Source organism: Priestia sp. KCTC 13724 (genome assembly GCF_056820425.1).
Genome location: NZ_JBXDLD010000072.1, coordinates 1 through 24,794, shown reverse-complemented (window position 1 = coordinate 24,794; position 24,794 = coordinate 1). Strand labels below are relative to the sequence as shown.

Sequence of the window (24,794 nt, the reverse complement as noted above, 5' to 3'; positions counted from 1 at the left end):
TTGCAAAGGGGGATTTACTATGAAAATAAGGAAAAGGGGGAATCTATATGTTCCTCAAGCGTTTAGATATTACTGGCTTTAAGTCATTCGCTCAGAAAGTATCAATTGACTTTGTACCAGGGGTTACAGCAGTTGTTGGACCAAACGGTAGTGGTAAAAGTAACATTACAGATGCAATTCGCTGGGTAATGGGCGAGCAGTCTGCAAAGTCACTGCGTGGTGGGAAAATGGAAGACGTTATTTTTGCGGGAAGTGAATCAAGGCGTGCTGTTAATGTAGCAGACGTAACGATTACGCTAGAAAATGACGATCAGTTCCTACCGCTTGATTATCATGAAGTAAGCATTACAAGGCGAGTAAATCGCTCAGGTGATAGTGAATTTCTTATTAACAACCAACCATGTCGTTTAAAAGATATTGTGGATTTATTTATGGACTCAGGTTTGGGAAGAGAAGCTTTTTCCATTATTAGTCAAGGTAAAGTTGAAGAAGTTCTCAGCAGCAAACCAGATGAGCGTCGTAAAATATTTGAAGAAGCAGCGGGCGTTTTAAAGTATAAAACGCGTAAACGTAAGGCTGAGTTAAGGTTAATTGAAACACAAGAAAACTTAAATCGCGTGCTTGACATTTTACATGAAATTGAGGGTCAGTTAGAGCCTTTAAAAATACAGTCTTCCATTGCAAAAGATTACTTGCAGAAAAAAGAAGAATTAGAACAGATTGATATTGAAGTAACGGTTTTTGAAATTGAAGAGCTTCATGGTAAGTGGGAAGCGCTTAAACGAGACATAGCATCTCATCAGCAAATGGAGCAATCGCTTTCTGCCAACATTGGAGAGCGTGAGCAAGAGATTAATTGTTTACGCGTGTATATTCAGCGTGCGGATGAGGAAATCGACGCGCTACATAAACACCTTCTTTTTGTTAGTGAAGAAGTTGAAAAGCTAGAAGGTAAGAAAGAAGTGTTAAAAGAGCGTAAAAAGAACGCTTCGCAAAATAAAGAGCAGTTAGAGCGACTTGTAAAAGAGTATACTCAAACAAAAAAAGAGTTGCTGATAGCGAAGCAAAAAGAAGAGAATGACTTAACTACCTTTGAAAACGACGTTGCTAAAACGCGTGAAGAAGTAGCCGAACAAGAGCGTCTGTTTGCAACGTATAGTGAAAACCTGGATGAGCAGTTAGAACAGTTAAAAAGCGAATATTTTGAGTTGGCAAATGCACAGACAGCTTCTCGAAATGAGATTGCTTTTCTAGAGCAGCAAAAGCATCAAACGTCTGAAAAAGAAGCGCGGCTTTTAAAAGCAAACGAGCAATATGTTCAGCAACGAGTGGATCTAGAGCGGAAAAAAGGAGCTCTTATTGATAAACTGCAAAACTTTCAACAAGAATTGCAGGATGCCACGCGTCAATTAAAAGAGCAGCTTGCAAAGCTCGATTCCCTGCGAGAGGAATATCGAAAGCAAGAGTCAACCCTGTATCAAGCCTATCAATACGTCCAGCAAACAAAGTCTAGAAAGCAAATGCTTGAAGAGATGCAGGAGGACTATGAAGGGTATTTCCATGGTGTAAAGGAAATTTTAAAAGCGAGAAGCCAGAAGCTTCACGGGATTGAAGGAGCTATTGCTGAACTAGTTAGCGTGCCGAAAGAGTATGAGACAGCGATTGAAATTGCGCTCGGTGGTGCAACTCAGCATATTGTGACGTCTGATGAGCAGAGTGCGCGACAAGCAATTAGCTTTTTAAAACAAAATCATTACGGACGCGCTACATTTTTACCATTAACATCCGTGCGTTCGCGTTTTATACCGCCACAAACCATTTCGTTAATTGAAACTCACGATACGTTTGTGGGCGTCGCTTCTTCGCTTGTAAAATATGATGAGAAGTATCGTAGTATTGCAGAGAACTTGCTTGGTACGGTTATTATTGTAAAAGATTTAAAAGGAGCAAATGAGCTTGCTAGACTGATTCAGCATCGCTACCGCTTTGTTACTTTAACAGGAGACGTGGTGAATCCAGGCGGGTCCATGACAGGTGGATCGGTTAAGCAAAAAACCAATTCATTGCTTGGTCGTCAGCGAGAGCTTGAAACAATTACTGCGAAGCTGAAGGAAATGGAAGAAAAAACGCTTCAACTTGAGAAAAATGTGAAAACTAAGAAAGAAACGATTGAAGAGTTGGAACAAGCTATTGGTAAAGAACAGTCTTTTGTTAAGCGTCTAGAAGAGCAAGAAAAAGCGTTAGATCGAGATGTGAAGCAAGTAGAAATTGAAGAGCAAGCGGTAAACGATCGATTAGCGATGTATGATCAAGACATGGTTAGCTTTAAAAGCGATCAAGAACATTTGATCAAGCGAATTCAAGTGTTAGAAAAGCAGCTAGGTGAAGCAAAAGAACAGACTTCAGAGCTAGAGGGAGTTATTGAAGAGCTTACTCATCGTAAGCGTACGCAACAAACTTCCCGAGAGGAAGTGCGCCAGAAGCTAACCGAAGTAAAAGTAGAGCTGGCTGGACAAGAACAGTCTCTTAAAAATAAGCGTGAAAAATATGATCGTATTTGCTTTGAGCTAAATCAAACAACGAAGCGCTTAGAAGAAGTAACAGAAGACTTGGCACTTTTAACGAATGAGATGACATCAAATGATTCTGGAGAGCTTTCACTAGAAGAAGCGGCTGCAGAAAAGGTTAAAGAAAAAGCAGAAACGTTGAAGAAAATGGATGACTGTCGGGCAGAGCGCTTGAAATCACAAAACAAGCTAGAAGATGCAGAGCGCTTTGTCAAAGAGTTGCATCGCCAGCATAAGCAAATTGCAAATGCGTTAAAAGACGAAGAAGTAAAACTGAACCGAATTGACGTTGAGTTAGACAGTCGTTTACATCAGCTGAATGAAGAATATCAAACGAGCTTTGAAGCAGCAAAAGCTTCGTATCAGCTAACGATTCCAATTGACGAAGCTCGTAAAAAGATTAAGCTTATTAAGTTAGGTATCGAGGAGCTTGGTACGGTTAACTTAGGGTCTATTGAACAATATGAGCGAACAGCAGAGCGCTATGAATTTTTAAGCAACCAGAAAAATGATTTAGATGAAGCTAAAAACACGCTTTATCAGGTTATTGATGAAATGGATGAAGAGATGAAAAAGCGTTTCTCTGATACGTTCTACCGAATTCGGGAAGAGTTTAACCATGTATTCCAGTCTCTATTTGGTGGAGGAAAAGCAGAGCTGAAGCTAACGGATGCGACGGATCTGTTGAACACTGGGGTGGACATTATTGCCCAGCCTCCAGGTAAAAAACTTCAAAACTTAGGGCTTCTTTCTGGAGGAGAACGGTCTTTAACAGCCATTGCTCTTCTCTTCTCCATTTTAAAGGTTCGTCCTGTACCGTTTTGTGTATTAGACGAAGTAGAAGCAGCTTTAGATGAGGCGAACGTGCACCGTTTTGCTACGTACTTAAGAAGTTATAGTGAGCAAACACAGTTTATTGTCATTACGCATCGTAAAGGAACAATGGAAGAAGCAGATGTGCTGTACGGCGTAACGATGCAGGAATCGGGAGTTTCAAAACTTGTATCCGTACGCTTAGAAGATTCGAAGCAATATGTTTAGTAGAAAGGGTGTTAAAACATGAGCTTTTTTAAGCGATTAAAAGAAAAGATTACAAATCAAACAGACTCCGTTACTCAAAAGTTTAAAGATGGACTTTCAAAAACGCGCGATTCGTTTTCGGAACGCGTCAATGATTTAGTTTCTCGCTATCGAAAAGTGGATGAAGAGTTTTTTGAAGAGTTGGAAGAGATTCTAATCGGCGCAGACGTTGGCGTTTCGACTGTTATGGATTTGATTGATGAATTAAAAGATGAAGTAAAACGAAAGAACATTCAAGATCCTCAAGAAGTTCAAGCGGTCATCTCTGAAAAATTAATTGATATCTATGAGTCAGGCGAGGAACAGCTGGCAGGCCTTAATATGCAGCAAGATAGCCTTACTGTTGTTCTGTTTGTTGGTGTTAATGGCGTAGGGAAAACAACAACAATTGGTAAAATTGCTCATAAGTTTAAGTCAGAAGGCAAGAACGTTCTGATGGCAGCAGGCGATACATTCCGTGCAGGTGCTATTGAGCAGCTTGAAGTATGGGGCGAACGCGTTGGAGTAGATGTTATTAAGCAATCAGCTGGGTCAGATCCAGCTGCTGTAATGTATGACGCTATTCAGTCAGCAAAAGCTCGTAAAGCGGATATCTTACTATGTGATACAGCGGGTCGTTTGCAAAATAAAGTGAACTTAATGAAGGAGCTAGAGAAAGTAAAACGCGTAATTGAGCGTGAAGTGCCTGGAGCTCCACATGAAGTGCTACTTGTGTTGGATGCAACAACTGGGCAAAACGCTCTTAGCCAAGCTAAAATCTTCTCAGAAGCAACAAACGTAACGGGAATTGTTCTGACAAAGCTAGATGGTACTGCAAAAGGTGGTATTGTGTTGGCTATTCGAAACGAACTGAACTTACCAGTGAAATTCGTAGGGCTAGGGGAAAAGATGGACGACCTTCAGCCGTTTGATACGGAACAATACATCTATGGGTTATTTGCTAATGCGGTAGAAGATGAAGTGCAAAACAGTTAATTTAAAAACGCGATGAAGCCTTTCTTCGTCGCGTTTTTGCTGTTAAGGAAAAAACTTGACATTCTAATTGCTTCTTTGTAAACTAAAGACATGTAAAGGCTTTTCACTTAACAAGGGGGGCGGTCGTATGTTAGAAAAAACGACGCGAATGAACTTTTTATACGACTTCTATCAAGCGTTGCTTACACCAAAGCAAAGAAGTTATATGTCTCTTTATTATTTAGATGACTATTCCCTAGGTGAAATAGCAGAGGAATTTGATGTGAGTCGTCAAGCAGTTTATGATAATATAAAACGTACAGAGCAAATGCTTGAACAATATGAGGAAAAGCTATTGTTATTTCAACGGTTTCAAGAGCGTCAATCAATTGTTCAACAACTAAAAAATGAACTGACAGGCGAACTTGAAACAAACAACAAGCTTTCTTCTCTTCTTGATTCGCTCGAGAAATTAGATTAGGGGGCGGCATATATGGCATTTGAAGGATTAGCCGACCGTTTGCAAAGCACGTTACAAAAGCTAAAGGGAAAAGGTAAAGTAACTGAAGCAGATGTTAAGGAAATGATGCGTGAGGTACGCCTAGCCCTTTTAGAGGCGGATGTAAACTTTAAAGTAGTAAAAAACTTCATTAAGCGAGTAAGTGAGCGCGCAGTAGGTCAAGACGTATTAAAAAGCTTAACGCCTGGTCAACAGGTTATTAAAGTTGTACAAGAAGAATTAACAGCACTGATGGGCGGCGAACAAAGCAAAATTGCAGTGGCTCCAAAGGCTCCTACGGTTATTATGATGGTAGGACTTCAAGGTGCAGGTAAAACGACAACTACTGGTAAGCTAGCTAACCTACTGCGTAAGAAACATAACCGCAACCCATTGCTTGTAGCAGCTGATGTATATCGCCCTGCGGCGATTAAACAGCTTGAGACGCTTGGAAAGCAGTTAAGTATGTCTGTTTTTTCACTGGGAGATCAAGTAAGTCCCGTTGAAATTGCAAAGCAGGCCATTGCTTATGCTAAAGAAGAGCATCATGATTATGTATTAATTGATACAGCCGGACGTTTGCATGTAGATGAAAATTTAATGGAAGAGTTAGAGCAAATTAAAGAGCTCACAAACCCTCATGAAATTTTCTTAGTTGTCGATGCAATGACGGGTCAGGATGCTGTAAACGTAGCTGATAGCTTTAATAAACAGCTTGGCTTAACAGGTGTGGTATTAACGAAGCTAGATGGAGATACGCGCGGTGGTGCGGCTTTATCAATTCGTGCAGTTACCAATACACCGATTAAGTTTGTTGGTTTGGGTGAAAAGATGGATGCAATCGATGCATTCCATCCAGAGCGTATGGCTTCTCGTATCTTAGGAATGGGAGACGTTCTTACGCTGATTGAAAAAGCGCAGGCTAACGTAGATGAAGAAAAAGCTAAAGAGCTTGAAGCGAAACTGCGTACGCAGTCGTTTACATTTGATGACTTTTTAGAGCAGCTTGCTCAAGTTCGTCAAATGGGGCCGTTAGATGAACTTATTGGCATGCTTCCAGGTGCTAATAAAATGAAAGGCCTTAAGAACTTACAGGTAGATGAAAAGCAAATTAGTCATGTAGAAGCGATTATTCGTTCCATGACAAAAGCTGAAAAAACAAATCCTGAAATCATTAACGCTAGTCGACGAAAACGCATTGCAAAAGGTAGCGGTCGATCGGTTCAAGAGGTTAACCGACTATTGAAGCAGTTTGAAGACATGAAGAAAATGATGAAGCAAATGACAAACATGTCTAAAGGGAAGAAAAAGGGCATGAAATTACCTTTCTTTTCTTAATTTGTCACTAAATTTAGTTGTAAAAATAAACAGAATAAAATATTTTTTATACTGTTAAGAAAAAAACCTTTACAAACATTTTATCTTTTTGATATTATATTATCTTGTTGAAACATATTCGGAGGTGCTTTAAAAATGGCAGTAAAAATTCGTTTAAAACGTATGGGAGCTAAAAAATCTCCTTTCTATCGTATCGTAGCAGCAGACTCTCGTTCACCACGTGATGGACGTTACATCGAAGTGGTTGGGACTTACAATCCAGTAGCTCAACCAGCTGAAGTTAAAATTGATGAAGAGTTAGCTCTTAAATGGTTACAAAATGGTGCAAAACCATCTGATACAGTACGTAACCTTTTCTCTAACGAAGGCATCATGGAGAAATTCCATAACGCTAAATTAGGAAAATAATTATACTCGCGATGACATCACTAATTGAAACGATTGTTAAGCCACTTGTTGATTATCCAGATGAAGTCCGAGTGAAAGAAGTAAGTGAAGAACATCAAGTGACGTACTTCATTGAAGTTCACAAAGAAGATATCGGAAAGATTATTGGAAAGCAAGGGCGGGTTGCCAAAGCGATTCGGACTGTTGTCTCTGCGGCGGCATCGCAATTAGATAAAAAAGTGCATGTGAAAATTCAAGAGTGAAAAAAGGGAGAGGGATAACCTCCCCCTTTTTTTTATGTAACTACTTCTCAAATGACGGATAGAAATGGTTTAATAAGAATCGTAGGATGAAGAGGAGGGGTTTGATGCAAATTATTCAAAAGGTTGTTGTGAAGCAAGTTGTGACGGAAAGCAGCAAGGCGTTACTACATAATCGTTTCTCTCAGCGAAAAGTCGAGCTGCAAAAAGAGTTAGAGCAGCTTAAGTTTCAACTGAAACAAATAGAGAAAACAAAAAAAACTCAATCATCTTTGCTTCATACCCAGTTTGAAAAAGAGCGTTCATCCAGACTTGAAAAAATAGACGTAATTGATTTTCAAATTGAACAGCTAGAGCGCCTGGCGTTAGGAAGTGAGCTTGTTGAATCAGAAATGGATTCGTTGCTTGAAGTGAAAATCGGTGATAATTGGAATGATATAAAGCAAAAAAAAGAGATTGTAATCAAAGACGGCATTGTCGTTGAAATTCGATAGAGGTGAACAATGAATAATTGGTTTAAAGTAGGTAAAATTGTTAATACACATGGGATTAAAGGTGAAGTGCGCATTATCTCAACCACAGATTTTGCAGATGAACGCTACGAAGTAGGAAACAAACTTTATTTGTTCCAAGAAAAGCAAACTGAACCTGTTGAGGTAGTTGTGGCTACGCATAGAAAGCATAAAAATTTTGACCTTGTATCATTTGAAGGGTATCCAAATGTAAATGACGTTGAGAAATTTAAGAACAGCATGGTGAAAGTATCGGAAGATCAATTGTCTGAGCTTGAAGACGGTGAGTTTTATTTTCATGAAATTATTGGCTGCATTGTTAAAACGGAAGAAGGTCAAGAGCTTGGGAAGATAAAAGAAATCTTAGTTCCTGGTGCGAATGATGTGTGGGTTGTAAAAGGAAAAGATGGAAAAGAGATTTTAATTCCTTATATCGACGCAGTTGTTCAGGAGATTGATGTTGAGAATAAAGAAATTATTATTACAGTAATGGAAGGGTTATTAGACTGATGAAGATTGATGTCCTGTCTTTATTTCCTTCAATGTTTGAAGGAGTGTTTGGTGAATCCATTTTAAAAAAAGCGCAAGAAAAGCAAGCTGTAGAGTTAAACGTGGTAAATTTTAGAGAATACTCAGCGAATAAGCATCAAAATGTTGATGACTATCCGTATGGCGGCGGAGCAGGGATGGTATTAACACCTCAGCCAATTTTTGATGCGGTAGATGCGCTGACAAAAGACTCTAAGCCACGCGTTGTTTTACTGTGTCCACAAGGAGAGCGCTATACGCAAAAAAAAGCAGAAGAGCTAGCGCAAGAAGAGCATCTAATCTTTGTATGTGGTCACTATGAGGGATATGACGAGCGAATCCGTGAGCACGTTGTAACTGATGAGATTTCAATTGGTGATTATGTGTTAACCGGTGGAGAGCTAGGGGCAATGGTTGTAATTGACAGCGTAGTACGTCTATTGCCAGGCGTATTAGGGAATCAGGATTCGGCTGTAAAGGACTCGCATAGCACAGGGTTGTTAGAACACCCACATTATACACGTCCTGCTGATTTCAGAGGATTTAAGGTTCCTGATGTCTTAATGAGCGGTGACCATCAAAAAATTGCAGCATGGCGCGAAAAAGAGTCTCTCAAGCGAACGCTGCTAAGAAGGCCAGATATGCTAGAACAGCTTGAGCTTTCTTCACAGCAAAAGAAAATAATAGCTGAATTGCAAAATGAAGAAAGTGAATAAGACGAAGAGTTCCCAATGTGTTTTAAAAGATACAGAAAAATAATTTCTCTTATTGCATACGCCATGAGAGTGTGCTAAGATAAATCTTGTGGCTTGAGCTGCTAGGCTTTTGTCACTTATAACGGTGTTCCGCTGCAATGATCTATAAGCATTGTTATGAGCGTCTGTTGGAAGGAGTTGAAACACGCGATGCAAAAATTAATCGAAGAAATTACAAAAGAACAACTTAAAACCGATCTTCCTACGTTCCGTCCTGGTGATACTGTACGTGTACACGTAAATATCGTTGAGGGTAGCCGTGAACGTGTTCAGGTATTTGAAGGTGTTGTTATCAAGCGTCGTGGTGGTGGTATCAGCGAAACATTTACAGTACGTAAGATTTCTTACGGTGTAGGTGTAGAGCGTACATTCCCACTTCATACGCCAAAAATTGCAAAAATCGAAGTAATGCGCCGTGGTAAAGTACGCCGTGCGAAACTTTATTACCTACGTGAATTACGTGGTAAAGCTGCGCGTATTAAAGAAATTCGATAATCGTGAAGGGGAGCTTGTTAAACAAGCTCCTTTTTTCAAATTTTTTTTATAATTATTAGGTGTTTCAGTGACTTTCAGATACAATAAAAGATGTAGTATATAAAGGTTGGGGGACTGAGAATGGCCCGAGGAAAAAATGAATTTTTTGAATGGATTAAAGCCATTGGTATTGCTGTTTTATTAGCTGTAGTTATTCGCTACTTTTTATTTGCGCCGATTGTAGTAGATGGATTATCAATGATGCCAACTCTACATGATCAGAACCGCATGATTGTAAATAAGTTTTCGTATAAAATTGGGGATCCTGATCGTTTTGATATTATCGTCTTTCATGCAGATGAACAAAAGGACTACATAAAGCGAATTATTGGTCTACCGGGTGATCATATTGAATATCGTGATGATGTTTTATATGTGAACGGAAAGCCGTATGAAGAACCATATCTTGATGAATATAAAAAAGAAGTTATTGATGGTAACTTAACAGAAGATTTTACCCTAGAAGGTTTAACAGGTGAAGGAGAAGTACCTGAAGGCCATTTGTTTGTAATGGGAGATAATCGTCGCTACAGTAAGGATAGTAGACAAATTGGGTTTGTAAGTATGGATCAAGTACTTGGAAAGACAAGCTTAGTTTACTGGCCGCTATCTGAAGCTCGACTATCTAATTAAAAAATGTAGTAATTGATAAAAGGTGAGTAGAACATGACAATACAATGGTTTCCGGGACATATGGCGAAAGCGAGACGTCAAGTTACGGAAAAACTAAAATTAATTGATATTGTATATGAGCTAGTAGACGCTCGTATTCCACAATCATCAAGAAATCCAATGATTGATGAGATTATTGTAAATAAGCCTCGCATTGTCTTATTAAATAAAACAGATAAAGCGGATCCGCGCATGACAGAAGAATGGTTGCGTTACTATCGTGAACAGGGTGTACAAGCGTTAGCGATTGATGCACAGGCAGGAAAAGGGATGAAACAAATTGTCTCTTTATCAAAAGAAATTCTCCATGAAAAATTTGAGAGAATGAAAGCAAAAGGAATTAAAAAACCTCGTGCGATTCGAGCGATGATTGTTGGAATTCCCAACGTAGGAAAGTCTACGCTTATCAACCGCTTAGCAAGCAAAAAGATTGCCAAAACAGGAGATCGTCCTGGTGTGACTCAAGCACAGCAATGGATTAAAGTGGGAAGTGAGCTAGAGCTTTTAGATACGCCAGGAATTCTTTGGCCGAAGTTTGAAGATCAAACGGTAGGCTATAAATTAGCGACAACAGGTGCAATTAAAGATACAATCGTTAACATGCAGGACATTTGTGTTTATGCACTTCGCTTCCTTTCTCGCTATTATCCCGTTAATCTTAAAGAGCGTTATGGTCTTGAGGAGATACCAGAGGATATTGTTGAGCTTTTTGATGCGATTGCAGCAAAAAGAGGTTGTATTATGAGCGGTGGAATGGTTGATTATGATAAAACAGCCGAACTGGTGCTGAGAGAGATTCGAACGGATAAGCTAGGAATGCTAACGTTTGATGATCCAGCTGAGCTTTCGTCAGAAGAATAGGCTGTAAAAAAAGTTAAGGTCGCTTTTTACCTATGTAAGGTAAAGGCGGCTTTTTTATTGATTGAAAATAATAACAGAACAGTCGATATAGAAGGATGGTAAGGAGAGAGGAAAAGATGAAACTAAACATTAATGACATTAAGCAGGCGTTGCAAGCAATCGACAACCTTCAGGATCCCTTATTTGCGCAGTATGAGCAAGATGAGCGCAAGGGTGTACAACAAGCTGTTGTACAAAGAAAGAAACAAATACAAGCCTCTGAGAGCTTAAAAGAGCAATTCTATCAAATGTTAGCATATGAAAACAAACTGTATGACCAAGGCTTACAGTTTATTGCAGGAGTTGATGAAGTAGGGAGAGGACCTTTAGCAGGACCGGTAGTTGCCGCCGCAGTTATTTTGTCTAGGGACTTCTTTTTACCTGGATTAACAGATTCTAAAAAGTTATCAGAAGCCAAGAGAGAAGAGTTTTACGAACAGATTTGTCAGCAAGCAGTAGCAGTTGGTGTTGGAATTGTAGATGCAGCAACTATTGATAAATTAAATATCTATCAAGCAACGAAAAAAGCCATGTTAGAAGCAATTGAGGGATTATCCATTGAGCCTCAAGTCTTATTAATAGATGCTATGGAGTTGCCGCTTAATATTCCGCAGGAGTCTATCATTAAAGGTGATGCCACAAGCATTTCTATTGCAGCAAGCTCTGTGGTTGCAAAAGTGACAAGAGACCGAATGATGAAGGAACTAGCTTTAATTTATCCCGAATATGGATTTGAAAAGCATATGGGATATGGTACAAAGCAACACTTAGAGGCAATTGATACCTATGGAATTTTAAAGGAGCATCGCCGTTCTTTTGCACCTATTAAAGAGAAAATATAAGTGGTAAAGAGGGGGAAGAATGATGAAAATTTCAGGTTTTCAACAGCTTTTCTCAGCATCTAGTCATAGTACCAGGCCGCTTACACTTACTGCTGGCGATCATGTTCTTGGACGGGTGCTCAAACTTTTTCCGAAACAAACAGCACTTTTAAAGCTCAACGGAATGACAATGGTAGGAAAATTGGAAGCCCCATTAATAGTTAGACAAAACTACTGGTTTCAAGTTACTTCGACAGAAGGAGAATTGCCGCACTTAAAAATGATTTCGCCCATCAAACAAGGTTCTGAATTAGTTGAATCATTAGTGCAAGAACTGAGAATTGAAGTGAATAAAGAGAGCAAAAAGTGGTTGTCTAATCTTGTAGAACAAGGACATGCGCTTACTAAAGAAAAGGTAAATAACCTCGGTAATATTCTTGCAAAAGAGAGCTTGACAGAACAAACGAAGGAAATTCTAACCTATATGTTAAAGCTGCGTCTTCCCTTGTCTAAAGAAGTGTTCGATGCATTGAAAAATGTTATGGGAAGCAGCTCTTTTTCAAAAGAGTTACAAGCGATTAAAGAATATAATCCAAACTCAGGGCTTGGAAAGGTAATTGATTCAATCTTTTTTCAGGCTAGCGGTGCTCAAAATGAACCTTTTAAAAAAACATTCGTGAATTGGTTACAAGCGACGAATCATAACGAAAAAGCCTATCAAATGCTGCAACATTTGAATTTGTTTCCTAAGAGTAAAAGGGAAGAAGATGTATTAAGTGTAGCCTCACGCTTATTTACCTTACAGCAAAGCGAAGTGAAAGCTGTATTCTTAGCCAAGGTGCAAGAATCTTTTCGTGAAGGTTTTGACATGGTGCGTCAGCTATCACAAGAAGTGTACGAACAGGCTGGGGAGTATGAAGCATTCTCGAATGCATGGAAAGCAATTGACCAGTACTCTAATAGCGAGGTAATCAAACAACTAATGGGAGTACAGCGCTTAACAGCTTTCTTTCACGCGTTTGGATTATCACAAGAAGGTGGAGGAGCACTTCTGAACCTTTTAGCTTCAGAAGTCAAATCGGTCGACGATGCAGGTATTCGAGAGAAGATGGAGCTGCTTATATCTCGAATAACTGGTTTTCAACTTCTATCACAGGCCAATGGTCCACTGTCTAACTTCTACATGGAAGTTCCACTGTTAGTTGGCAAACAGTGGAGAGATGTTTCTATACAATGGAGTGGTCAAAGACAAGAAAACCAAGGGGTTAATCCTAATTATTGTCATATTTTGTTTTATGTGAACCTTGAAGCGTTACAAGACGTTGTCATTAGTGTAAATATCCAAAATCGAATCATTACTTTGCAGATAATAAATCAATATGCCGACCTGTTGAAAGAGAGCGGTGAAAAGTTTACAAAAAGCTTAGTAAAAAAGCTGGAAGAGTTGGATTACCAGCTATCAGGAGTTAGTTATCGTCCTTTGAAACAAGAAAGTTCAATTGAAAAGAAAATGTCTACATCGTCTTATTCGTATAGAGGAGGAGTTGACTTTTTGATATGAGCATAAATGATAGAAAACAAAAGGCGGTTGCGCTAACGTATAATCAAGAAAGAGATGAGGCGCCTAGGATCGTTGCCAAAGGAAGTGGAGAAGTTGCAAAGCGTATCATTGAACAGGCACAGGAGCATAACGTTCCTGTTCAAAAAGATGCTTCTTTAACCGAGCTAGTAAGCACGCTAACTATTCATGAAAAGATTCCAAGCGAGCTTTATGAAGTGGTGGCAGAGGTTTTTGCGTTTGTTTATCAGCTGGACCAAGAGATAAAGAAAAAATAATTTTCCAATTATTTTAATATTTTTTAATTGAATAGTAGACAACTAGACAATTATTTTTATACAATGAAAGCGCAGTCTATTTTATTGGTTGATTACGTTAGGAGGATGGGAAATGAATATCCATGAGTATCAAGGGAAAGAACTCCTAAGAAAATATGGAGTAGCAGTACCTAATGGTAAAGTAGCATATAGTGTAGAAGAAGCGGTTGAAGCTGCTAAAGAACTTGGATCTCAAGTTTCAGTTGTTAAAGCGCAAATCCATGCTGGGGGACGTGGAAAAGCGGGTGGTGTAAAAGTAGCGAAAAGCTTAGATGAAGTTCGTACATATGCACAAGATATTTTAGGTAAAACGCTCGTTACGCATCAAACAGGTCCAGAGGGGAAAGAAGTAAAGCGTTTACTTATTGAAGAAGGTTGCGATATTAAGAAAGAATACTATATTGGTTTAGTATTAGATCGCGCTACTTCTCAAGTTGTATTAATGGGTTCTGAAGAAGGTGGTACGGAGATTGAAGAGGTAGCGGAAGCAACTCCTGAAAAAATCTTCAAAGAATACATTGATCCAGCAATTGGTCTACAAGGTTTCCAAGCGCGTCGACTCGCGTTTAATATTAATATTCCAAAAGAATTAGTAGGTAAGGCAGTTAAGTTTATGGCTGGTTTATATACTGTATTTGTTGAAAAAGATTGTTCAATCGCTGAAATCAACCCACTTGTTGTAACAGGCGATGGAAACGTAATGGCACTTGATGCGAAGCTAAACTTCGACTCAAATGCACTATATCGTCAAAAAGATATTTTAGAGTATCGCGATTTAGATGAAGAAGATGCGAAAGAAATTGAAGCGTCTAAATATGACCTAAGCTATATTTCATTAGATGGAAACATCGGTTGTATGGTAAACGGTGCTGGACTTGCTATGGCCACGATGGACATCATTAAGCACTATGGCGGAGACCCGGCTAACTTCCTTGATGTTGGGGGCGGCGCTACAGCAGAGAAAGTAACAGAAGCGTTCAAAATTATTCTATCTGACCAAAATGTAAAAGGGATTTTTGTTAACATCTTTGGTGGAATTATGAAATGTGATGTAATTGCAACTGGTGTTGTAGAAGCGACAAAACAAGTTGGCTTAAGCTTACCATTAGTTGTGCGTTTAGAAGGAACAAACGTAGAGCTAGGTAAGAAGATTCTTCAAGAATCAGGGCTGAATATCACAGCAGCTGAGTCAATGGCAGACGGCGCACAAAAAATCGTTTCACTAGTGAAATAGAAAGGCTGGGGGATAGGAATGAGCGTATTTATTAATAAGGACACAAAAGTAATTGTACAAGGTATAACAGGCGGAGTAGGTCTTTTCCATACAACGCAGATGTTAGAGTACGGCACACAAATCGTCGGTGGTGTAACGCCAGGTAAAGGTGGTATGGAAGTTGAAGGCGTTCCCGTTTTTAATACGGTATTAGAAGCCAAAGAAAAAACAGGTGCTACAGCTTCTGTTGTTTACGTGCCACCTGCGTTCGCGGCTGATTCAATTATTGAAGCAGTTGATGCAGAGTTAGATCTTGTTATTTGTATCACAGAAGGTATTCCTGTATTAGATATGGTAAAAGTAAAGCGCTATATGGAAGGCAAAAAGACTAGACTTGTAGGACCAAACTGTCCAGGTGTTATTACGCCAGAAGAATGTAAAATTGGTATTATGCCAGGATATATTCACAAAAAAGGTCATGTTGGTGTCGTATCACGCTCTGGTACGTTAACATACGAAGCAGTACATCAACTTTCTGAAGCAGGAATTGGTCAATCAACAGCTGTTGGTATCGGTGGAGACCCGGTTAATGGTACAAACTTTATTGATGTTCTAAAAGCCTTCAATGAAGACGAAGAGACGTATGCTGTTATTATGATTGGTGAAATTGGTGGTACAGCTGAAGAAGAAGCTGCAGAATGGATTAAAGCAAACATGACAAAACCTGTTGTAGGGTTTATTGGTGGGCAAACAGCACCTCCAGGGAAACGTATGGGTCATGCTGGTGCCATTATTTCTGGTGGAAAAGGAACGGCTGCTGAAAAGATCAAAACAATGAATGAATGCGGTATCAAAGTCGCTGAAACGCCGTCTGTAATGGGTGAGACATTAATTAGTGTGTTAAAAGAACAAGGTTTATTAGAAAAATGTAAAACTCATTAAAGCATAAAAATGGTCCTCCTTGCTGAGGACTATTTTCTATGCCATAAAAGGAGTCGATGATATGGATGAGTTGCGCAAAAAAATAATTCACTTATCGCATTGTCAGCTATTGACTTGGAAGCAAATCTTTTCGTTTCTTCAGTATGATTCTTCTCTTCAACATCTGTACAATTATTCTCCGAATGACCTTCAGCAAATCCTTCAGGTTCCATTCAATCGAGCATGTCAAGTGAAAAAATATTTGCAAACTATTCCAATACAAGATATTCTAAATAAATATGAAGAGCAAAGTATTTACTGTATAACAATTATTGATGATGAATACCCCCATTTATTAAAAAATATCTATGATCCACCTTGGGTTTTGTTCTGTAAAGGAGATTTGTCATTATTTCAGTATAAAGATTGTTTAAGCGTGGTTGGAACAAGACAGCCTACTCAGTATGGATATGATGCTATACAATCGGTTTTAGCTCCGTTGCTTCATAATCAATTTGTAATTGTAAGCGGATTAGCTTTGGGTATTGACACAGCTGCTCATCAGCTAGCCATTGCTAAACAAGCAAAAACTATTGCAGTTTTAGGAAGTGGCTTTTATAATATCTATCCAAAGCATAATCTTCCATTAGCAAATGAAATTGCTCATAACCATTTATTGGTGTCAGAGTATCCGCCACCGACTAAACCAGCCAAGTGGCACTTTCCAAAGCGGAATCGAATTATTAGTGGCTTGACAAGTGGTACAGTTGTGGTTCAAGCTAAAGAGCGAAGTGGTTCATTTATTACAGCTGATCAAGCACTTCAACAAGGAAGGGAAGTATTTGCTATACCTGGCCCTATTACAGATGATGCTTCAAAAGGAGTAAACAAACTGATTCAAATGGGTGCGAAGCTTGTACAGAACCCTACAGATATAATAAGTGAATTACATCGATTCCAAAGTCATAGGTAATTTTTTATTTGGAAAGATGTATGATTTGTAAGATGAAAGAGTATTACTGAAACATAACGAAATTTAGAGAAAAGTATTTGATACAATATGATAAAAAAAAGATTAATTAATAATAATGAAGGTTTTATTTTACCTCTTGAGGAGGAGCAAATAGATGTCTGACTACCTAGTAATTGTAGAATCGCCTGCTAAGGCCAAAACAATTGAACGCTATTTAGGAAAAAAATATAAAGTGAAAGCATCGATGGGACATGTTCGTGATTTACCCAAAAGTCAAATGGGCATTGATACTGAACATAACTATGATCCAAAGTATATTACCATTCGTGGTAAGGGACCGGTACTGAAAGATTTAAAAACAGCAGCTAAAAAAGCGAAAAAGATTTATCTAGCAGCCGATCCAGATCGTGAAGGTGAAGCCATTGCATGGCACTTGGCTCATAGCCTAGATGTAGATATTGCATCAGACTGTCGCGTTGTATTTAATGAAATTACAAAAGATGCAATTAAAGAGTCTTTTAAACATCCACGTGCAATCAATATGGATTTAGTTGATGCGCAGCAAGCAAGACGTATTTTGGACCGATTAGTGGGATATAACATTAGTCCATTACTATGGAAGAAAGTGAAAAAAGGATTAAGCGCTGGACGTGTTCAATCGATTGCAGTACGCTTAATCATTGATCGTGAAAAAGAAATTACGGACTTTGAGCCGGAAGAGTATTGGACGGTACAAGCAACTTTCCAAAAAGATAACGATCAGTTTGAAGGATCGCTAATTGAGTACAAAGGGAAGAAAGCAAACCTTTCCAATGAAGAAGAAGTAAAAGCCATTCTTCAAACGATGGAAGGTAACGAGTTTAAGATTTCAAAAGTAACAAAAAAAGAAAGAAAACGAAATCCAGCTCCTTCCTTTACAACTTCTTCTCTTCAACAAGAAGCAGCACGAAAGCTGAATTTTAGAGCAAAGAAAACAATGATGATTGCTCAGCAGCTATACGAAGGTATTGATTTAGGGAAAGAAGGAACCGTTGGTTTAATTACGTACATGCGTACCGATTCAACCCGTATCTCTGAAACAGCGCAAGAAGAAGCAAAAGAGTACATTTTAAACGCATATGGCAATGACTATTTAGCACAAGAAAAGAAAAAAGAAAAGAAGCAAGCCAACTCACAAGATGCTCACGAAGCAATTCGTCCTACTTCGGCAATGCGTAAACCTGCAGATGTGAAGGAATTTTTATCAAGAGACCAGTTTCGTTTATACAAGCTTGTTTGGGAACGCTTCTTAGCAAGCCAAATGTCTTCGGCCGTAATGGATACAATGGCTGTTGATTTAAAAAATGGTGACGTAACGTTTCGAGCAAATGGGTCAAAAGTGAAGTTTCCTGGGTTTATGAAGCTATATGTAGAAGGTAGCGATGACCAAGTCGAAGAAAAAGAAAAGCAGCTTCCAAACTTAGAAGAAGGGGAAACAGCTTATTCAAAAGATATTGAGCCAAAGCAGCATTACACACAGCCACCACCGCGTTATACGGAAGCGAGATTAGTTAAAACGCTTGAAGAATTAGGGATAGGAAGACCATCCACCTATGCACCAACGCTTGATACGATTCAAAAACGCGGATATGTTGCTTTAGAGAACAAACGCTTTGTACCAACGGAACTTGGTGGGATTGTGTTAGAACTTATTTTAGAATTTTTCCCTGAAATTTTAGATGTTGAATTCACAGCTAAAATGGAAACGGACCTTGATAAGGTGGAAGAAGGAAGCGTACAGTGGGTTAAGGTTATTGACGAATTTTATCGCGATTTTGAAAAGAGGCTTGAAAAAGCAGAAAAAGAAATGCGTGAAGTAGAGATCAAAGACGAACCTGCTGGAGAAGACTGTGAAGCTTGTGGATCACCAATGGTATTTAAAATGGGGCGCTATGGAAAGTTCATGGCATGTTCAAACTTTCCAGAATGTCGTAATACAAAGCCAATTGTCAAAGAAATTGGCGTAAAGTGCCCGACGTGTGAAGAAGGGAACATCGTAGAACGTAAGTCCAAGAAAAAACGTACTTTCTATGGCTGTGATCGTTTTCCAAGCTGTGAATTCATTTCTTGGGATAAGCCAATTGCTAGAAAGTGTCCAAAATGTGAGAGCTTACTTGTAGAGAAAAAGCAGAAAAAAGGAACGCAAGTAGTTTGCACAAGCTGTGATTATAAGGAAGAAACGCAGCAATAAGAAGCGCGGTTAGTTATTTGGAATAAATTGTAACGATGAATGATTGATTATTATGAAGGATATAAGTGCGACGACATGAGGTAGTGTGCTAAAATGGAAACGTTCTTAGCGACTCATTTACATGGCGTCGCATTTTTTTGAGAAAAAAGTAGCAGCGAGTGGAGATAAACGATTAAACAAACAGAAAAAAGGTATGTTATAATACTTCTTTGTTTGATATTTTAGCTGGAGGATTGAACATGACAGAACAAGTAATTAACGTAATTGGTGCTGGTCTTGCTGGAAGCGAGGCCGCTTGGCAAATTGCGAAAAGAGGATTAAAAGTAAGACTTTATGAAATGCGTCCGGTAAAGCAGACACCAGCGCATCATACAGATAAATTTGCTGAATTAGTATGTAGTAACTCACTTCGTGCCAATACTTTAACAAATGCAGTTGGAGTATTAAAAGAAGAGATGCGTAAGCTAGACTCAATTATTATTGAATCAGCAGATGCGTGCGCAGTTCCGGCAGGTGGCGCTTTAGCTGTAGATCGTCATGAGTTTGCAGCGCGCGTAACGGAAAGTGTAAAAAATCACCCGAATGTCGAAGTTGTACACGAAGAAATTACGGAAATTCCAAAAGGCCCAACAATTATTGCAACAGGTCCATTGACATCAAAAGATTTATCAGAACAGCTACGTACTTTAACAGGTGAAGACTATCTTTATTTTTATGACGCGGCGGCTCCAATCATTGAAAAAGACAGCATTGATATGGACAAGGTATATTTAAAATCACGTTATGATAAAGGTGAAGCAGCTTATTTAAACTGCCCAATGACAAAAGAAGAGTTTACGAAGTTTCACCAAGCATTAATTGATGCTGAAGTAGTACCTTTAAAAGAGTTCGAAAAGGAAATCTACTTTGAAGGTTGTATGCCAATTGAAGTAATGGCAGCGCGTGGAGAAAAAACGATGTTGTTTGGACCACTTAAGCCTGTAGGGTTAGAAGATCCCAAAACCGGTAAACGACCTTACGCTGTTGTACAATTACGCCAAGACGATGCAGCAGGAACGCTTTATAATATCGTTGGTTTCCAAACGCACTTAAAGTGGGGAGCTCAAAAAGAGGTATTAAGCTTAATTCCTGGCCTTGAAAATGCTGAAGTAGTTCGCTATGGAGTAATGCACCGCAATACGTTCATTAACTCTCCGAAACTACTTCGCCCAACTTATCAATATCGCGAACGTGAAGACTTGTTCTTTGCTGGTCAGATGACGGGAGTAGAAGGCTATGTTGAATCTGCTGCTAGCGGTCTAATGGCTGGAATGAATGCAGCCCGTTACGTTTTAGGAGAAGAGTTAGTTGTCCTACCTCAAGAAACAGCAATTGGAAGTATGGCTCACTATATCACGCATACAAATGCTAAAAATTTCCAGCCGATGAACGCAAACTTTGGCTTGTTTAAAGAGCTAGAAGTCCGTATTAAAAACAAAAAAGAGCGAAATGAAGCGCTCGCTACAAGAGCATTAGAAACTATTCAGAATTTTACAACAAAATAACGAAATTGTTTGCAAGGGCTACTGAATTGTGATAATATTTAGTAGCCCTTGTGAGGTGATATGAGTGGAATTTGTTAAAGTTTCTTTAAATTCCTTCCTAGAATATTTACAAATTGAAAAGAACTATTCACAATATACAGTTGATTGCTATAAAAAAGATATTGAGTCATTCATCTCTTTTTTAGAAGCAGAACAAATACAAAATTTACAAGATGTTACATATGCAGATGCAAGACTGTTTTTAACAAGGTTATATGAAAAGTCATATTCAAAAAAATCAATGTCGAGAAAGATTTCATGTTTACGAAGCCTTTATCGATATTTGTATCGTGAACAAATAGTGGTTGAAAATCCGTTTGCGCTTGTTTCATTGCCGAAAAAAGATCAGTATACGCCACGCTTTCTTTATGCGGAAGAGCTGATGAAACTGTTTGAGTTAAATGATCTTACTACGCCGCTTGGCCAGCGTAATCAAGCGCTCCTTGAATTAATGTATGCTACGGGAATTCGTGTGAGCGAATGCGCAGCCATTCAGCTTAGTGATATTGACTTTTCACTTCAAACGCTTCTTGTGCATGGAAAAGGAAAAAAACAGCGTTACGTTCCATTTGGTAAATATGCAAAAGACTCTCTTCATACATATATACAGAATGGGCGAGTGCAGTTGAAAAGCAAAAGCGCTACCAATACGAATGCGCTCTTTTTAAATAATCGCGGAACAACATTGACGGATAGAGGTATTCGCTTAGTTATTGAAAAACTCATGAATAAAACGGCAGAGAACATACATATTAGTCCTCATATTTTACGTCATACCTTTGCTACGCATTTATTAAATGAAGGAGCCGACTTACGTACGGTTCAAGAGCTACTTGGTCATGAAAATTTATCCACAACTCAAATATATACGCATGTAACGAAGGATCGGTTAAAAACAGTATATATGAATCATCATCCTCGTGCATAGAAGGAGGAGTTAGTTATTATGTCTACATTTCATGCTACAACGATTTTTGCCGTTCAACATAATGGTCAATGTGCTATGTCAGGTGATGGGCAAGTGACGTTTGGAAATGCTGTTGTGATGAAACATACAGCTAAAAAAGTACGTCGCTTATTTCAAGGACAGGTTTTGGCTGGATTTGCAGGTTCAGTTGCTGATGCGTTCACACTGTTTGAAATGTTTGAGAGTAAATTAGAAGAGTATAACGGCAATTTACAGCGCGCATCAGTTGAATTAGCAAAACAATGGCGAAGTGATAAAGTTTTACGCAAACTAGAAGCTATGCTGATTGTGATGAACAAAGATAGCTTACTATTGGTTTCGGGAACAGGTGAGGTCATTGAGCCTGATGATGGGATTTTAGCTATCGGTTCTGGTGGGAATTATGCATTATCGGCTGGCCGTGCATTAAAACAGCATGCTGGAGAACATTTAACTGCAAAAGAAATTGCAAAAGCTGCTTTGGATGTTGCAAGTGAGATTTGTGTGTATACGAATAATCAAATTATTGTAGAAGAACTGTAGGAAAGGGGATTTTCTATGAATTCTCATTTAACGCCTCGACAAATTGTTGAAAAGCTTGATCAGTATATTGTTGGCCAAACAAGTGCAAAAAAAGCGGTTGCGGTTGCGCTAAGGAATCGCTATCGACGTAGTTTATTAAACGAAGCTTTGAAAGACGAAGTTGTTCCCAAAAATATTTTAATGATTGGGCCAACTGGTGTTGGTAAAACAGAAATTGCGCGCAGGCTTGCAAAGCTTGTTGGTGCACCTTTCGTTAAGGTAGAAGCAACAAAGTTTACAGAGGTTGGCTACGTTGGTCGTGATGTAGAATCGATGGTTCGTGATTTAGTTGAGACATCCGTTCGTTTAGTGAAGGAAGAAAAAATGGTTTCTGTATCCGACAGTGCTCAAAGAAATGCCAATAGGCGTCTTGTTGAGCTTTTAGTTCCAAGCAAGAAAAAGCAGCAGACATTTAAGAATCCATTTGAAATGATTTTCTCCAATAATTCACAGCAAGCCGATACTCAAGCAGAACAAGAAGAAGAAGTAAATGTTGAAACAAAGCGCAAGCAAATTGCCCATCAGTTAGCCCTTGGAGAACTTGAGGATCATTATGTAACAATTGAGGTAGAAGAACAACAGCCTTCTATGTTTGATATGCTGCAAGGTTCGGGTATGGAACAGATGGGGATGAATATGCAAGATGCTTTAAGTAACTTTATGCCAAAGAAACAGAAAAAGCGTAAACTTACGGTAAGAGAAGCTCGTAAAGTGTTAACAAACGAAGAAGCTCAAAAGCTAATTGATATGGATGAAGTAACGCAAGAAGCAATTCATCGTGCAGAACAGTATGGAATTGTCTTTATTGATGAAATTGACAAAATTGCTCAAAAGAGCGGTAACTCATCTTCAGCGGATGTATCACGTGAAGGTGTACAACGTGATATTTTACCAATTGTAGAAGGTTCTACAATTGTAACAAAGTATGGAGCAATTAAGACAGACCATGTTTTATTTATTGCTGCAGGAGCGTTCCATGTTTCCAAGCCTTCGGATTTAATTCCGGAATTACAAGGGCGTTTTCCAATTCGTGTTGAGTTGACAAAACTAACGGTAGAAGATTTTATGAGTATTTTAGTTGAACCAGATAATGCACTATTAAAACAATATGTAGCATTATTGGAAACTGAAGGTATACAAATTGAATTTTCTGACGATGCTATACGTAAGATTGCAGAAATTGCCTTTCAAGTTAACCAAGACACGGATAACATTGGGGCAAGAAGACTTCATACTATTCTGGAAAGACTGCTTGAAGACCTATCATTTGAAGCGCCAGAAGTTACGTTAGAAAAGATTGTTATTACTCCTCAATACGTGGAAAGTAAGTTAGAGAAGATTGCAAAAAATAAAGATTTAAGTCAATTTATTTTATAGGTATAGAATAGATATTTCAGGAGGAACAAAGATAATGGATTTATTAGGAAAAACTAGAAAGATTAATGCGATGTTACAAAAGGCTGCAGGCAAGCCCGTAAACTTTAAAGAAATGGCTGAAACTTTATGTGAAGTTATTGAATCGAATGTATTTGTTGTTAGTCGTCGCGGTAAGTTATTAGGAATCGCAGTTAAGCAACAGATTGAAAATGACCGCATGAAAGGCATGTTAGAAGCGCGTCAATTCCCAGAAGAGTATACACAAAACTTATTCAACATTTCTGAAACATCTTCAAACTTAGATATTAATAGTGAATACACAGCGTTCCCTGTTGAAAACAAAGAGCTTTTTGAAGCTGGTTTAACAACAATCGTTCCAATCATCGGTGGAGGGGAAAGGTTAGGTACGCTAGTATTAGCTCGTTTAGATCGTAACTTTGCAGATGATGATTTAATTCTAGCTGAATATGGTGCAACTGTAGTCGGTATGGAGATTCTTCGTGAGAAAGCGGAAGAGATTGAAGAAGAAGCGCGTAGCAAAGCGGTTGTTCAAATGGCAATTAGTTCACTATCGTACAGTGAATTAGAAGCAATCGAGCATATCTTTGAAGAGCTAAACGGTAATGAAGGTTTATTAGTAGCAAGCAAAATTGCTGACCGTGTAGGGATTACACGCTCTGTAATTGTAAATGCACTTCGTAAGCTTGAAAGTGCGGGTGTAATTGAGTCGCGTTCTTTAGGAATGAAAGGAACGTACATTAAAGTATTAAACAGCAAGTTTCTTGTTGAATTAGCAAAATTAAAATCAAACTAATCGTTAGAATAAAGAGATCTTTGATTAGCAGTCAAAGGTCTCTTTTTTTGTTAAGATCGCCATCCTAAAAAAGTACCTCTTTTATATAAAATGCGAGTTAATAGAACTATTACCATTTTTAATTAAAATATAAATAGTCCATAAAGAACTAGTTAATTTAAATAAATATAATTCTTTAAGACTATACAAAAAAACGATTAACTTTGATTATTTTAGTGTTTAAGAATTAATTAAATTACTTTTAATGTCATTTATTAGAGACTTATTAATTATATTTGGTGTATTTTGTCGAAAAAAGCGCCCGGATTTATTTTGAAGGTGTTAAAATAGATTTGTAAATTCAATGATAAATTTTAGTAATGTAGTACAAAAGTTGCTTATTAGGTATAGACAAGAAGCATACTTTTTTTGTAACTACTCAGATCCCTATCCAAAACCAATACAAATAGAGGTAATTGATCACGAATTACCTC

Annotated in this window: 24 protein-coding genes; all 24 read left to right on the top strand. The window is 38.4% G+C overall.

The genetic code is table 11. The features are described 5' to 3' along the window. Nucleotides 1–47: 47 nt before the first annotated feature. A complete protein-coding gene (gene smc, locus AC1UFB_RS10095; protein WP_100346912.1) occupies nucleotides 48–3,608 on the top strand; it encodes a chromosome segregation protein SMC in 3,561 nt (1,186 codons plus the stop codon). Nucleotides 3,609–3,626: 18 nt separating this feature from the next. Then, on the top strand, nucleotides 3,627–4,622 hold the full coding sequence (gene ftsY / locus AC1UFB_RS10090) for a signal recognition particle-docking protein FtsY (protein WP_061784593.1): 996 nt from the start codon (nucleotides 3,627–3,629) through the stop codon (nucleotides 4,620–4,622). A 127-nt stretch (nucleotides 4,623–4,749) separates the two neighbouring features. Further along, complete coding sequence (locus AC1UFB_RS10085) at nucleotides 4,750–5,082, top strand: putative DNA-binding protein (protein WP_025909014.1); 333 nt, start codon at nucleotides 4,750–4,752, stop codon at nucleotides 5,080–5,082. A gap of 12 nt (nucleotides 5,083–5,094) precedes the next feature. Next, the gene (gene ffh / locus AC1UFB_RS10080; RefSeq protein ID WP_100346913.1) at nucleotides 5,095–6,438 is read left to right on the top strand and encodes a signal recognition particle protein; all 1,344 of its coding nucleotides are present in this window, start codon (nucleotides 5,095–5,097) and stop codon (nucleotides 6,436–6,438) included. 135 nt (nucleotides 6,439–6,573) lie between these two features. Beyond that, the gene (rpsP, locus tag AC1UFB_RS10075; RefSeq protein WP_025909012.1) at nucleotides 6,574–6,846 is read left to right on the top strand and encodes a 30S ribosomal protein S16; all 273 of its coding nucleotides are present in this window, start codon (nucleotides 6,574–6,576) and stop codon (nucleotides 6,844–6,846) included. Nucleotides 6,847–6,857: 11 nt separating this feature from the next. Beyond that, a complete protein-coding gene (locus AC1UFB_RS10070) occupies nucleotides 6,858–7,088 on the top strand; it encodes a KH domain-containing protein (protein ID WP_025909011.1) in 231 nt (76 codons plus the stop codon). A 104-nt stretch (nucleotides 7,089–7,192) separates the two neighbouring features. Continuing rightward, on the top strand, nucleotides 7,193–7,579 hold the full coding sequence (locus tag AC1UFB_RS10065) for a YlqD family protein (protein ID WP_061784592.1): 387 nt from the start codon (nucleotides 7,193–7,195) through the stop codon (nucleotides 7,577–7,579). A 9-nt stretch (nucleotides 7,580–7,588) separates the two neighbouring features. Next, the gene (rimM, locus tag AC1UFB_RS10060; RefSeq protein WP_061784591.1) at nucleotides 7,589–8,107 is read left to right on the top strand and encodes a ribosome maturation factor RimM; all 519 of its coding nucleotides are present in this window, start codon (nucleotides 7,589–7,591) and stop codon (nucleotides 8,105–8,107) included. After that, nucleotides 8,107–8,841: a tRNA (guanosine(37)-N1)-methyltransferase TrmD gene (gene trmD, locus AC1UFB_RS10055; RefSeq protein ID WP_025909008.1), complete on the top strand. Its 735-nt coding sequence runs from the start codon at nucleotides 8,107–8,109 to the stop codon at nucleotides 8,839–8,841. The genes rimM and trmD overlap by 1 nt, the downstream gene beginning before the upstream one ends. 189 nt (nucleotides 8,842–9,030) lie before the next feature. After that, nucleotides 9,031–9,375: a 50S ribosomal protein L19 gene (rplS, locus tag AC1UFB_RS10050; protein ID WP_025909007.1), complete on the top strand. Its 345-nt coding sequence runs from the start codon at nucleotides 9,031–9,033 to the stop codon at nucleotides 9,373–9,375. 120 nt (nucleotides 9,376–9,495) lie between these two features. After that, nucleotides 9,496–10,047, top strand: a complete 552-nt coding sequence (lepB, locus tag AC1UFB_RS10045; protein ID WP_482589116.1) for a signal peptidase I — start codon at nucleotides 9,496–9,498, stop codon at nucleotides 10,045–10,047. 33 nt (nucleotides 10,048–10,080) lie between these two features. Beyond that, on the top strand, nucleotides 10,081–10,947 hold the full coding sequence (gene ylqF, locus AC1UFB_RS10040; RefSeq protein ID WP_061784590.1) for a ribosome biogenesis GTPase YlqF: 867 nt from the start codon (nucleotides 10,081–10,083) through the stop codon (nucleotides 10,945–10,947). A 116-nt stretch (nucleotides 10,948–11,063) separates the two neighbouring features. Then, nucleotides 11,064–11,828 (top strand): ribonuclease HII, encoded by a 765-nt coding sequence (locus tag AC1UFB_RS10035; RefSeq protein ID WP_100346914.1) that lies wholly within the window; start codon nucleotides 11,064–11,066, stop codon nucleotides 11,826–11,828. 22 nt (nucleotides 11,829–11,850) lie between these two features. Beyond that, nucleotides 11,851–13,368 (top strand): hypothetical protein, encoded by a 1,518-nt coding sequence (locus AC1UFB_RS10030; RefSeq protein WP_100346915.1) that lies wholly within the window; start codon nucleotides 11,851–11,853, stop codon nucleotides 13,366–13,368. Next, complete coding sequence (locus tag AC1UFB_RS10025) at nucleotides 13,365–13,643, top strand: EscU/YscU/HrcU family type III secretion system export apparatus switch protein (protein ID WP_025909002.1); 279 nt, start codon at nucleotides 13,365–13,367, stop codon at nucleotides 13,641–13,643. Before AC1UFB_RS10030 ends, AC1UFB_RS10025 begins: the two co-directional genes overlap by 4 nt. Nucleotides 13,644–13,755: 112 nt before the next feature. Then, a complete protein-coding gene (sucC, locus tag AC1UFB_RS10020) occupies nucleotides 13,756–14,916 on the top strand; it encodes an ADP-forming succinate--CoA ligase subunit beta (protein ID WP_025909001.1) in 1,161 nt (386 codons plus the stop codon). 18 nt (nucleotides 14,917–14,934) lie between these two features. Then, complete coding sequence (sucD, locus tag AC1UFB_RS10015) at nucleotides 14,935–15,837, top strand: succinate--CoA ligase subunit alpha (protein WP_025909000.1); 903 nt, start codon at nucleotides 14,935–14,937, stop codon at nucleotides 15,835–15,837. Between the two features lie 61 nt (nucleotides 15,838–15,898). Continuing rightward, nucleotides 15,899–16,789, top strand: a complete 891-nt coding sequence (gene dprA / locus AC1UFB_RS10010; protein ID WP_061784588.1) for a DNA-processing protein DprA — start codon at nucleotides 15,899–15,901, stop codon at nucleotides 16,787–16,789. Nucleotides 16,790–16,943: 154 nt separating this feature from the next. Further along, nucleotides 16,944–19,019 carry a type I DNA topoisomerase gene (gene topA, locus AC1UFB_RS10005; RefSeq protein WP_100346916.1) on the top strand — a complete coding sequence of 692 codons (2,076 nt, stop codon included), beginning with the start codon at nucleotides 16,944–16,946 and terminating at the stop codon, nucleotides 19,017–19,019. A 239-nt stretch (nucleotides 19,020–19,258) separates the two neighbouring features. Continuing rightward, on the top strand, nucleotides 19,259–20,563 hold the full coding sequence (trmFO, locus tag AC1UFB_RS10000) for an FADH(2)-oxidizing methylenetetrahydrofolate--tRNA-(uracil(54)-C(5))-methyltransferase TrmFO (protein ID WP_025908997.1): 1,305 nt from the start codon (nucleotides 19,259–19,261) through the stop codon (nucleotides 20,561–20,563). 64 nt (nucleotides 20,564–20,627) lie between these two features. Further along, entirely contained in the window at nucleotides 20,628–21,530 is a 903-nt protein-coding gene (xerC, locus tag AC1UFB_RS09995; RefSeq protein WP_482589112.1) for a tyrosine recombinase XerC, read from the top strand. An 18-nt stretch (nucleotides 21,531–21,548) separates the two neighbouring features. After that, a complete protein-coding gene (gene hslV / locus AC1UFB_RS09990) occupies nucleotides 21,549–22,091 on the top strand; it encodes an ATP-dependent protease subunit HslV (RefSeq protein WP_061784585.1) in 543 nt (180 codons plus the stop codon). A 15-nt stretch (nucleotides 22,092–22,106) separates the two neighbouring features. After that, on the top strand, nucleotides 22,107–23,507 hold the full coding sequence (hslU, locus tag AC1UFB_RS09985; RefSeq protein WP_025908994.1) for an HslU--HslV peptidase ATPase subunit: 1,401 nt from the start codon (nucleotides 22,107–22,109) through the stop codon (nucleotides 23,505–23,507). A 34-nt stretch (nucleotides 23,508–23,541) separates the two neighbouring features. Further along, entirely contained in the window at nucleotides 23,542–24,321 is a 780-nt protein-coding gene (gene codY / locus AC1UFB_RS09980; RefSeq protein WP_025908993.1) for a GTP-sensing pleiotropic transcriptional regulator CodY, read from the top strand. Nucleotides 24,322–24,794: the final 473 nt, after the last annotated feature.